We start from the raw sequence: 12071 nt of genomic DNA, 5'->3' as shown, positions 1-12071 counted from the left end.
ATAATATATATTGAAAAATCATGTCATACAGAGCAGATAAAATCAGGTCATTAGCAGGATTAAATCTTGATAATAAAACAGAAAAGGGATTACACAATTTATTCAAAAGAACATTAAAGGGTGGTATGCATGGGCTATGTTTTAGCCCCTATGAAGAAGGTCAAGAACCCGGTGACCAAATGACTGAAAAACAGATTAGAAGGCGTATGAAAATCATTAAGCCTTATACCAAATGGATACGTTCTTTTTCATGTACCGATGGTAATGAGGCTATTCCTCGAATTGCTAAAGAATACGGCATTAAAACCTTAGTAGGCGCATGGTTAGGTGATGATGATGAAATCAATAAAAAGGAAATAGCAGGACTTATAAAACTCGCTAAAGAAGGCTATGTGGATATTGCTGCTGTTGGTAATGAAGTGATGTATCGAGGTGATTTAACCGAAGATGAGCTTTTAGTTTTTATGCAAGAAGTAAAAGAAGCTGTTCCAAATACACCAATGGGGTATGTAGATGCCTATTATGAGTTTAGTCACAGACCAAGAATAACAGAAGCTTGCGATGTCATTTTAGCTAATTGTTACCCCTATTGGGAAGGTTGTAGTCAGGAATACGCATTAGTTTATATGCGTGATATGTATAATCAGGCAAAAGATGCAGGAAATGGAAAAAAAGTGATTATAACCGAAACAGGATGGCCTTCTTTTGGCGAAGGACTTCAAGGGGCAATACCATCACATAAAAATGCTTTAAAATATTTTGTAAATTCTCAAGTATGGTCTGCTGAAGATGATATTGATATGTTTTATTTTTCATCTTTTGATGAATCATGGAAAGTAGGAGCCGAAGGTGATGTAGGTGCTTATTGGGGACTTTGGGATAAGGATGAAAAGTTAAAATTTTAAATGATAAAAATGTTTTGTATTTATTAGGCAGAAAGTACAAAACATAAATTTTTTTTGGAACCCTTTAAATAACTTACGTATTTTTATAATATTGAAAACACGTAAGTTATTGTAATTATGAAAATGAAATTCTCACAGTTTGGACTAATAGTATTGGCAATTTTTTTGTTGATTTCTTGTCAAAATTCCAAGCGAAATCTATATCCAGAAACATTGCTAGGTGGTTTTGAATTACTTCCTTCAGAAAAAACAGGTATCGATTTTAATAATGCTATTAAAGAATCAAAAACTGTAAACCATCTCTATTATAACCAAATTTATAGTGGGGCTGGCGTAGCTATTGGAGATATAAATAACGACGGTTTATCCGATATTTTCTTTTGTGGTAACCAAGTTAATGACCGATTGTATTTAAATAAAGGAAACTTTCTGTTTGAAGATATCACAAAAAAATCAAGAGTTGCCATAAATCCAGGTTGGTCTTGGGGTGTTACTATGGTCGATATTAACGCTGATGGCTATTTGGATATTTATGTGAGCAGAAATGGGGAGTCTATGAACCCTGAAGATCGTAAAAATCAACTATATATAAACAATCAAGATCTTACTTTTACTGAGTCCGCCATGGCTTATGGACTTGCCGATGCTGGATTTTCTTCACAAGCGGTATTTTTTGATATGGATAATGATGGCGATTTAGACATGTATCAAGTTAACCAACTTCCAGATGCCAGATTGTTTAGACGCTACATAAATATCCCTAAAGAACGCTATAAATTCTATACTGATAAATTATATTTAAATGATAGTGGCCGCTATAGAGACATTTCTAAACAGGCAGGTCTTATAGATAAATATACCTATGGTTTAAGTGTTAGTGCTAGTGATTTTAATAATGATGGTTGGACAGATTTATATGTGTCAAATGATTATGACGAACCAGACTACTTATATTACAATAATGGCGATGGTACTTTTAAGAATGTCATAGATGAGAAGCTAAAACATATTTCCAACTTTAGTATGGGGACTGATACTGGCGATATTAATAATGATGGTTTTATGGACATAATTACATTGGATATGGCTTCGGCAGACCACTACAGATCCAAAACCAATATGGGTTCCATGAGCATTGAAAAATTTAATAATATGGTAGCAGACGGGAAACACTATCAATTTATGGCTAATACCTTGCAAATTAATACAGGGGCAGGCGGTTTTTCAGATATTGCCAGTATGACAGGAATGGCACAAACAGATTGGAGTTGGGCTGGTTTATTGGTGGATTTAGACAATGACGGATGGAAAGATGTTATCATATCTAATGGGGTTAAAAAAGATGTTAGGAATAACGATTTTTTAACAGATTTATATATAAAATTAGAAACAGATTCTCAGGATTTTTATGGAATGAGTAAGCTCGCACCGTCAGTGCCTCTGTCTAATTATGTTTTTAAGAATAAAGGTAATTTAAAATTTGAAAAGCTCACTACGGAATGGGGTTTAGAGACTCCTGGTTTTTCAAGCGGAATGGCCTATGGCGATTTAGATAATGATGGTGATTTGGATATGGTGATAAATAATATGGAGGCTTCTGCCTTTGTATATAAAAACAATGCTACAGGGAATTTCCTGAAGATAGATTTTAAGGGTCCAAAAAACAATAAATTCGGATACGGAGCTAAGGCTATAATTCGCCATAATGGAAAAACCCAATCTGGAGATAATACACCCACTCGTGGTTATTTATCCTCTGTAGAACCAAAATTGTTTTTTGGTTTAGGTAAAGATATTGAAGTTAGTGAGATTGAAGTGATTTGGCCAGATGGAAAGAAAAATTTATTCGAAAATGTTCAAGCTAATGCCACGATAATTGCTATATATGATAAGGCCGTTCAGGTTGCTAAAAACACAGTAACGCATAAAAAATTGTTTAAAACAGTCAGCCCAGTGGATATAGGGGTGTCATTTATACATAAAGAAAACAATTTTAATGAATATGAAAAGGAAGTGTTATTGCCTCATAATATTTCTGAAAATGGTCCGTTTTCAGCGGTTGCAGATGTTAATAATGATGGTTTAGATGATTTATTTATTGGTGGGGCTGTGGGACAAGCAGGCGTGCTTTATCTACAAAATCAAGATGGTACTTTTTTGAAAAGTAGCGAACAACCTTGGATACAGGATAAAGAATCTGAAGATTTGGGACTGCTATTTTTTGATTCGGATGCAGATGGAGATCAGGATTTATATGTTGCTAGCGGAGGCAGTGAATATAAATTAGGAAATCCACTTTTAATTGATAGGTTATACATAAATAATGGCTTGGGGGTATTTACTAAAAGTGCAAAAGGCTTGCCTAATATCGCGCAAAGTTCGCAATGCATTAAAATCTCTGATATTGACGCTGATGGAGATTTAGATGTTTTTGTTGGCACTAGATTGATTTCAGGGCAATATCCATTTCCTGCAAGTAGCTATTTATTAATCAATGACAAAGGCATTTTTACAAAAGCCGATGATAATATTGCTCCAGATCTTAAAAATATTGGTATGGTTACGGATGCCGTATTTACTGATATTGATAAAGATGGAGATAAGGACCTGATGTTAGTTGGAGAATGGATGGAAATAATTCTTTTGGAAAACTCAAACGGATTATTTTTAAACAGTTCAGAAAAACATGGACTTATAGATACTCGAGGTATGTGGTGGTCCATAACCGTAAATGATATTGATAATGATGGCGATGATGATTACATAGTTGGTAACCTAGGTAAAAACAATAAGTTTAAAGCAACTAAAGAACATCCATTTAAGGTGTATGCTAATGATTTTGATAATAATGGCACTAACGATATTGTTTTAGCGAAATTCTATAAAGATGATTATGTGCCAGTAAGGGGAAGAGAATGCACAAGTCAGCAAATGCCTTTTGTGGCTGAAAAATTTAAAGATTATCACAGTTTTGCATCTTCTAAATTATTAGATATCCTTCCAGAAGATGAAGTTAAAGATGCCGTTATTTATGAAATAAGTAATTTTGAAAGCATTATTTTAGTTAACGAAGGTGGCATGCTCAAACGTCAATCCTTACCCATTCAGGCTCAAGTTAGCCCTATAAAAGGGGCTTTGGTTAATGATTTTAATGCTGATGGATTCAAGGATATTCTCCTTGTTGGTAATCATTATGGTGTTGAAGTTGAAACCATACGTTATGATGCCGGTTATGGTACAGTTCTTTTAGGAGATGGTAATAACAATTTCAATTTTATACCACCATATAAAAGCGGGTTTTTTATACCCTCTGATAGTAGGGATATTAAATATTTGAGACAGCAGAATATCCAGAACCTCATAATTATTACAAACAATAATGCCCCCCCATCTGTTTTTAATTGCATAAGTAAAGCGCTCTAAAAAACTACATGCTATTTTAAAAAACATATAGGATTATAATTTTTAAAGCTTGTACTTAATAGGTCAATATTTAGGAGTGTTATTTTATAATCTTTATAAAATTTTATATAAACATGCTGTTTTTATGTAGAATTTCTGCTTTCAAAATAAAAAGTTAACACAGCAGTTAACAATATCACCACAACATCACCACAACATTTTTGTATAGGAGCTTTATTTAGAAATAACTAACACGAATTATGCATTCCAAATAAAGTAATTCAAAAAAGACCTAATACCTTGTTAATACAGGTTTAATTTAATATAAGGATTACGAATATCACATAAACATAATGCTTTTGTTGTGTTGTATGCTTTTTGTAGTGGTATGAGGTATTAATTTATTAGTAATTGCCTGCTATATTTATGAAAATCTAAAAACGCCCTTTGATGGCTTGTGCATGATAGTTTGCAAAGAGTGAATTTTAGTTTAAATAAATAATTCTAAAAACAAATTATGATGAAAAAAATTACATTCTTATTTTTTCTTTTGGTAACTGCATTTGGGTATTCACAGACCTTACCTTTCGATTTTAATAATCCAAATCAAGAATTTACCCCTGTTGGAAACGCTGTAAGTATAATTCCAGAACCAGGTAATGAGTCTAATAACGTTTTACAGATTATAGGACCCGCAGCACAATGGGATAATGCAGAGATTGCTTTTGCTGCACCAGTAGATCTTTCAATTGGTACATCAAATTCTATTTCATTTAGATTTAAAGCAGATGCTGAGTATGGCACTAGAAAGCATTTAATGAAGTTTATTGGTGGTACAGCTGGTGGTACAGACATAGAACTATTCTTTGAATTGGACGCAGGGACTGCTTGGCAAACAATTTCTTTAGACGCTGATGATGCTCCACAATTTAATGGAGCTGCTGCAAACTTTGAAAAAATGCTTTTATTTACTGATGCAGGGGATGGTAATACAGGGACTTATTATTTTGATGATATTTCAGCACCAGAAGCAGCTCCTGAAACCTGCTCTGATAATATTAAGAACCAAGATGAAACAGATGTTGATTGTGGTGGTACGTTTTGTGCGCCTTGTGATGTAACAGCCCCAACGGGCTTTACTGCTGCCAAAGGAACTATTGGAGCATTTTCAGTTGAATTATTGTTAAATGCTACAGATGCTTCTGGAACCATAACCTATGACATCTCATATAATGGTGGTGCTAACACAACCCAAACAACAGGGGCATCAGGAGTTGAAACACCTTTTGTAATTAATGGCTTAACACCAGAAACACTTTATAGTTTTGAGGTTTCTGCAAGCGATGCATCAGGAAATCAAGCTGCAAATAACCCTATTGCAGTAGAGGCTACTACTCTAGCAGATCCAAGTACACCTTGTGATGGTTTCTCTACCGAGACAAGAGAAGGATCATTTTCTACAGGCTTTAATTATACTATAGAAACATTGCCTAGTGGTACAGAAGTAAAATATACAATAGAAATATTGGATACCGATAAGCCTGGTCTTTGTTGCGGCCAATTACATGCAATAGGACCTGATGTTTATATTAATATGACCAATACAGGACAAACTTTTGTAGGAACAGTAACTGGATTAAGTAATGGGCAGGTTATTTCTTATGCAGGACGATTTCCATATGCAGCAGGTGGTTTAGTTGAAACTAAGCTTTTGGAATACACGGTTGGTGATGATTGTGGTACTTTAGGAACAGAAGATTTTAACGCAGATTCATTTAGTCTTTTTCCTAACCCAACACAAGACAGCTGGACGCTAAAAACTAAAATAGAAAATATCGCTTCGATTAATGTGTTCGATATTTTAGGTAAAAGCGTATTATCATTATCACCAAATACAAGTGAAGCAACCATTGATGGTTCAAACTTAAAATCTGGATTATATTTTGCTCAAGTCAAAACAGCCAATGGTATTAGTACCTTAAAGTTGGTTAAGAAATAGTATATTAGTAATAATTTAGTTTGCTTTAAGCATGTGGTCTTTAAAAACCACATGCTTTTTTTTAGCATAAGCAATCATCAAAATAGTTTAAAATATTTCTTTACTTTGTGTAAATATGCTTTTTACACATGTTCGATGATATTTTAACAGCGATTCCTTTTGGCATCATCCTAGCCTTTACAATTGGGCCTGTGTTTTTTGTATTGCTTGAAACTAGTGCTACTAAAGGTTTTAGAAGTGCCTTGATTTTTGATTGTGGTGTTATTTTAGCTGATATATTATTCATTATTGTTGCTTTTTTTAGCACAAATAAGTTGTTGGATAAGGTTAAAGATGAGCCACATTTTTTAATTTTTGGAGGCATGCTCTTGGTGGCCTATGGCCTAATTTCATTTATTAAGACCTCTAAGTCTTTTCGGGAAATAGTTAGAGAGTATCATAAAGTTGAAATAAAAAAAGGCTACGGTAAGTTATTTTTAAAAGGCTTCTTACTTAATTTTATAAACATTGGTGTGTTATTAGGTTGGGTTGCTTTTATAGTATTAGGTAACTCTTTAACCGAATCTACCGATGGCGTTGTTGTATTTCTTTCAACAATACTTATTGTTTACTTCTTGGTAGACTTGGTAAAAATTGTGATTGCAAAAAAGCTTAAAAACAAACTAACCCCACGTTTAATCTACAAAACAAAAAAAATTGTAGCCTTAGTTATTCTTGGTTTTGGTGTGTTACTTTTGGTTCAAGGTTTTTTTCCAGAAGAAAAGGAACTTATCAAGGAAAAGTTTGAAAAGATTAATCCCATAAAAGAAAAACATCTAGAATAAATTTAAAGCTTTGTTTGGAGGGAGCTTTTTTATCTCCAGCTACTGTATGTCTTTGCTCCTCTTGAAAATTAGAAATATAAAAAATACTGAAAAACCATTTCTTTATTAAGGCTTTGAGCAGATTCGAAAAACAAACTCAAATAGAAGGTTTTGCTCCTCTTTTAATTAATTTTTTATAAAAATTTAAAATAAAAAAAGCTTCCAGAATAACTGAAAGCTTTTGAGGCGTCGAGCGGATTCGAACCGCTGTAGAAGGTTTTGCAGACCTCTGCCTAGCCACTCGGCCACGACGCCCTATTCATGTCAATCCCGATAGTTATCGGGAAGGAATCCATTTTAAGGGAGCACAAATGTAAAAAAAATAAACTTTTCATACTACTTGTCTTGAGATTTTCTTTTGTCGGTCATTTTTATCGTCACTTTCGCAACATCACCACCAATGGGTGGGTTTAATTTACTAATCCAAACGGTAGCTTTTTTAACCAATTCATCTTCATTAAAAATCCTGTTTAATATCCGTTTAGCAACCGTTTCCAATAAATGAGAAGCCTTTTCCATTTCTTCTTTAATAATACGATTTAAAAACACGTAATCTACAGTATCACTAAGTTTATCTGTTTTTGCTGAGGTTTGTAAATTGGCTTTAACTTCTAAATCTACACGGTAATCGCTACCTATTTTGGTTTCTTCTTTAAGACAACCATGGTATGCAAATACTCTAATGTTTTCAACTTTTATAATTCCCATTGTATGGCATTTTAAGTCGGTAAAATTACCTAATTTTACACAATATTTTTGTTTAATGTTGTTAGTTTCTGTTTAACTAATGGCGCACAGTACTATTTTTTATGTCTGAAGAAAAAAAATCACTCAATTTTATTGAGCAAATTATAGAAGAAGATTTGGCAAGTGGCATGTCTAAAAAGGACTTGCGTTTTCGTTTTCCACCAGAACCTAATGGCTATTTACATATTGGGCACACCAAGGCTATTGGTATTAGTTTTGGTTTGGGAGAAAAATATAAAGCACCTGTAAATCTTCGTTTTGATGATACTAATCCTGCAAAAGAAGAACAAGAATATGTTGATGCTATAAAAGATGATATTGCATGGTTGGGTTATACATGGGATAAGGAATTATTTTCTTCAGATTATTTCCAACAATTATACGATTGGGCGGTTCATTTTATAAAAGAAGGAAAAGCCTATGTAGATTCGCAATCTAGCGAAGCCATGGCAGAACAAAAAGGCACACCAACACAACCAGGTGTTGATGGCCCATATAGAAATAGGAGTGTAGCCGAAAATCTGGATTTATTCAAGCGCATGAAAGCTGGTGAGTTTGAAGAGGGAACACACATTTTACGTGCAAAAATTGATATGCAACACCCAAATATGTTGATGCGCGATCCTATTATGTATCGTATTTTAAAGAAACATCACCATAGAACGGCTAATAACTGGTGTATCTACCCTATGTACGATTGGACACACGGCGAGAGCGATTATATAGAGCAAATATCTCATTCCTTATGTTCTCTTGAGTTTAAGCCTCATAGAGAGCTATACGATTGGTTCTTAGACCAAGTTGTAGAGACAGGCAAATTAAGGCCAAAACAACGCGAATTTGCCCGTTTAAACTTGAGCTACACCATTATGAGTAAGCGTAAGTTGCTTCAATTGGTTAACGAAGGTGTTGTAAGTGGTTGGGACGACCCTAGAATGCCAACAATTTCTGGTTTACGACGAAGAGGCTATACGCCAAATGCTATCAGAAAATTTGTAGAAACAGTAGGGGTTGCGAAACGTGAAAATGTAATTGATGTATCACTATTAGAATTTTGTATCCGTGAGGATTTAAACAAAACAGCACCACGGGTTATGGCTGTTTTAGACCCTGTGAAATTAGTAATTACTAATTATCCAGAAGCAAAAGAGGAATGGTTGGAAGCAGAGAATAACCAAGAAGATGAAAGTGCGGGCTATAGAAAAGTGCCGTTTTCACGCGAGTTGTATATTGAAAAAGAAGATTTTAAAGAAGAAGCTGGAAATAAATTTTTCAGGTTGAAATTAGGTGGTGAAGTAAGACTTAAGAATGCCTACATCATTAAAGCTGAAAGTGTTGTAAAAGACGCTAATGGAAACATCACAGAAATTCATTGTACCTATTCTGAAGATACAGAACGAAGAATAAAAGGCACATTACATTGGGTGTCTATAAAACACGCCGTAAAAGCGGAGGTTAGAGAATATGATAGGTTATTTGTTGATGAAGCACCAGATAGCCATCAAGACAAAGATTTTATGGAATTTATTAATCCTAATTCGTTAAAAACTATTGAAGCGTTTGTAGAGCCGAGTTTAAAAGAGGCTAAAATAGGAGATAGGTTTCAGTTTCAACGTTTAGGGTATTTTAATGTGGATGACGATTCGACTTCAGAACATTTAGTATTTAATAAAACGGTTGGCTTACGTGATACTTGGGCAAAAATAAAGCCTCAACAAAACGGAAATCAAAACCAGCAAAAGCAACCGCAACAAAATAATCGTCCAGCTATCGAGCAAATAAAATCGTATGGTAAAAAGTATGATAGGTTGTCTGAAGATAAGCGCGCTAAGGCTAAATCAGAGATTCAAGAATTAGCTAAAAAGGTGAGTTATGATGAAGTTGAACCCTTGTTTAACACATCGGTTAAAAAATCAGGAACACGTATTATTACCATGATTACGTTAGGTGTTTTAATAGAAAATGGTTTAGAAAAAAATGATGCTATTCATGATTTTATTGCTAAAGCTTTAGATGATAAAAATGCACTGTTGGTTGAAGAAGCTAAAGCGATCTCTTAAACAATTATGGGCCCTTCAGGTTTTTAAAACCTGAAGGATCTTGCTAAATATTGGTGCAAAAACATTAATTAACGCTTCTTGATTTTGGTTAATCTAAAAATGTTATTGAAACCTGGTTCCTCCCTTTAAAATAAAGCGAGGACAATTTCGATGTATCGAAATTAGGAGGGTTGAAAGCTCAAAATGTTATCTTCTATAGGCTTAATTTCTAGACGTTTATCAATCCGCAGTTTTTCTGGGGGCACTTACATTCTGGAGGTGGTGGAGCAAGTGGTCGTGGGTATTGTTTTTTAGGTAGTATTTAATTTTTTGTACATTTAACTACAAACTAAAAATATAAATTATGGAGTATTTAAACCCCGTTGCAATACTAGTTGCAGCAGTTTCGGCATTAGTTGTCGGATTTATTTGGTACAACCCTAAAGTATTTGGAAACGCTTGGATGCAGGCTGCAGGGATGACAGACGAACAAGTTAAGGGCGGAAATATGGTAAAGATTTTTATCCTAGCCCTTATTTTTGCTTTTCTATTAGCAACAGCATTACCAGGAATAGTAATTCATCAAATGGGTGTTTTTAGCCTTATAGGTGGAGACCCTTCGGTAGCTTTACCATCTTACGAAGCTTTAATGGCAGATTACGGAGATGCTTTTAGAACCTTTAAACACGGTGCTCTTCATGGTGTTTTAACAGGTGTTTTTATTGCGCTTCCTATTATAGGTACTAACGCTTTATTTGAACGTAAAGGGGCAAAATATATTTTCATTAACGCGGGTTACTGGATTGTAACACTTGGAATAATGGGTGCTATTATTTGCGGTTGGAAATAATAAATTTGTAATTTTTTAACATAAATAAAGACTGAGGTGGTTAACTTCGGTCTTTTTTCTTTTGTATTGATACACTATACTATTTATAACTCATTTAAAAACCTTCCAGAAGGTTGGAACACCTGTGTGGAGCACGATGTGTTCTTGCAATCTCATTATTTACAGGCTTTAGAAGAAGCTCCGCCAAATAATATCCAGTTGTTTTACATTGGGGTTTTTAAGGACGACACTTTAGTTGGTATGGCTGTTATCCAACGTGTACAGTTGTATTTAAAAGATATGTTTAGGCAAACTAAGGTGTCTTGTATAAAATCATGGTTTCAAGATGTGGTTTCAAAAGTATTAAAAGGAAATGTTTTAGTTGTTGGAAATTTAACGCATACCGGGCAGCATGGATTGTTTTTTCAGAAGGAAAATATATCTCAAACTGAGTTTTTTGAAACTATTTTTTCCGCTTTAAGCGCTATAAAAGCGACTATTAAAAGCAATCAGAATAAAACCATCAGAATGATTGTGTTGAAGGACTATTTTAAGAATGACCCCATACATGACAATAAGAATACTTTTGATTCCGATAAATTACATCAGGTTTTTGTGCAGCCTAATATGATATTGCGGGTAACACCAGAATGGTCAACTATTGAAGATTACACAACAAGTTTAAACAAAAAGTATCGTGATAGATACAAGCGTGCTAGAAAAAAACTTAATAGTATTATAGCCTTAGAATTGAGTCTTGATGATATTAAAAGGCATAATTCTGAATTACATCAATTTTACATGAACGTATCAACCAACGCTAAGTTTAATACGTTTTTGTTACCAGAAAATCATTTTTATAGTCTTAAACTTCAGCTGAAAGAAAATTTTAAGGTTTATGGGTATTATTTAAAAGACGAGTTGGTTGGTTTTTATACCTTAATTCTAAATAACAAGGCTTTAGAAACCTATTTTTTAGGTTATGATTCTGAACATCAATACCCAAATCAATTGTATTTAAACATGCTTTATGATATGCTTAAGTTTGGTATTGAAAATAAGTTTGAATCAGTTGTATATGCCAGGACGGCTATGGAAATTAAAAGCTCTGTAGGTGCAAAAGCAGAGCCTATGGTGATTTATTTAAAACATACTAATAGTTTTTTGAATGCCATTTTAAAGCAAGTTTTTAAATTAATGAACCCAAAACAAGATTGGAAAGAACGGCATCCTTTTAAAAGTCAAAACCCTAAAGAGCTACAGCTCTAAAGGGTTTGTCAACCTGAA

Annotated in this window: 8 protein-coding genes and 1 tRNA gene; 7 read left to right on the top strand and 2 right to left on the bottom strand. The window is 33.9% G+C overall.

The window, feature by feature from the left end:
- The first annotated feature begins 20 nt into the window (after positions 1-20).
- The 4 genes from ABD935_RS07075 (at position 21) to ABD935_RS07060 (ending at position 7130) form a co-directional block, all read left to right on the top strand.
- On the top strand, positions 21-905 hold the full coding sequence (locus ABD935_RS07075; protein ID WP_345191048.1) for a glycoside hydrolase family 17 protein: 885 nt from the start codon (positions 21-23) through the stop codon (positions 903-905).
- Positions 906-1022: 117 nt separating this feature from the next.
- On the top strand, positions 1023-4328 hold the full coding sequence (locus tag ABD935_RS07070) for a VCBS repeat-containing protein (protein ID WP_345191046.1): 3306 nt from the start codon (positions 1023-1025) through the stop codon (positions 4326-4328).
- A gap of 496 nt (positions 4329-4824) precedes the next feature.
- Positions 4825-6306, top strand: coding sequence for a T9SS type A sorting domain-containing protein (locus tag ABD935_RS07065; RefSeq protein ID WP_345191045.1), 1482 nt, complete (start codon positions 4825-4827; stop codon positions 6304-6306).
- A 128-nt stretch (positions 6307-6434) separates the two neighbouring features.
- Positions 6435-7130: a LysE family translocator gene (locus tag ABD935_RS07060; RefSeq protein WP_345191044.1), complete on the top strand. Its 696-nt coding sequence runs from the start codon at positions 6435-6437 to the stop codon at positions 7128-7130.
- 223 nt (positions 7131-7353) lie between these two features.
- Here ABD935_RS07060 and ABD935_RS07055 read toward each other — a convergent pair.
- A tRNA-Cys gene (locus ABD935_RS07055) sits at positions 7354-7424 on the bottom strand.
- Positions 7425-7505: 81 nt separating this feature from the next.
- Positions 7506-7877, bottom strand: a complete 372-nt coding sequence (folB, locus tag ABD935_RS07050; RefSeq protein ID WP_345191042.1) for a dihydroneopterin aldolase — start codon at positions 7875-7877, stop codon at positions 7506-7508.
- A gap of 101 nt (positions 7878-7978) precedes the next feature.
- On the opposite strand from folB, the gene ABD935_RS07045 reads away from it, so the two are divergent.
- The 3 genes from ABD935_RS07045 (at position 7979) to ABD935_RS07035 (ending at position 12053) form a co-directional block, all read left to right on the top strand.
- Positions 7979-9976 (top strand): glutamine--tRNA ligase/YqeY domain fusion protein, encoded by a 1998-nt coding sequence (locus tag ABD935_RS07045; RefSeq protein WP_345191041.1) that lies wholly within the window; start codon positions 7979-7981, stop codon positions 9974-9976.
- 343 nt (positions 9977-10319) lie between these two features.
- Positions 10320-10805, top strand: coding sequence for a DUF1761 domain-containing protein (locus tag ABD935_RS07040; protein ID WP_345191040.1), 486 nt, complete (start codon positions 10320-10322; stop codon positions 10803-10805).
- Positions 10806-10871: 66 nt separating this feature from the next.
- Positions 10872-12053, top strand: a complete 1182-nt coding sequence (locus ABD935_RS07035; protein WP_345191039.1) for a GNAT family protein — start codon at positions 10872-10874, stop codon at positions 12051-12053.
- Positions 12054-12071 lie beyond the last annotated feature (18 nt).

The sequence above is a fragment of the Algibacter agarivorans genome (assembly GCF_039543245.1).
GTDB classification, from domain to species: domain Bacteria; phylum Bacteroidota; class Bacteroidia; order Flavobacteriales; family Flavobacteriaceae; genus Algibacter_G; species Algibacter_G agarivorans.
Note: the sequence above shows the minus strand (reverse complement) of the source record. Positions and strands in the feature narration are given on the sequence as shown.

What these genes read in the sequence shown, in the direction of transcription:
- ABD935_RS07075 (WP_345191048.1), top strand. Translation starts at nt 21, where the DNA reads ATGTCATACAGAGCAGATAAAATCAGGTCATTAGCAGGATTAAATCTT.
- ABD935_RS07070 (WP_345191046.1), top strand. Translation starts at nt 1,023, where the DNA reads ATGAAAATGAAATTCTCACAGTTTGGACTAATAGTATTGGCAATTTTT.
- ABD935_RS07065 (WP_345191045.1), top strand. Translation starts at nt 4,825, where the DNA reads ATGATGAAAAAAATTACATTCTTATTTTTTCTTTTGGTAACTGCATTT.
- ABD935_RS07060 (WP_345191044.1), top strand. Translation starts at nt 6,435, where the DNA reads ATGTTCGATGATATTTTAACAGCGATTCCTTTTGGCATCATCCTAGCC.
- folB (WP_345191042.1), bottom strand. Translation starts at nt 7,877, where the DNA reads ATGGGAATTATAAAAGTTGAAAACATTAGAGTATTTGCATACCATGGT.
- ABD935_RS07045 (WP_345191041.1), top strand. Translation starts at nt 7,979, where the DNA reads ATGTCTGAAGAAAAAAAATCACTCAATTTTATTGAGCAAATTATAGAA.
- ABD935_RS07040 (WP_345191040.1), top strand. Translation starts at nt 10,320, where the DNA reads ATGGAGTATTTAAACCCCGTTGCAATACTAGTTGCAGCAGTTTCGGCA.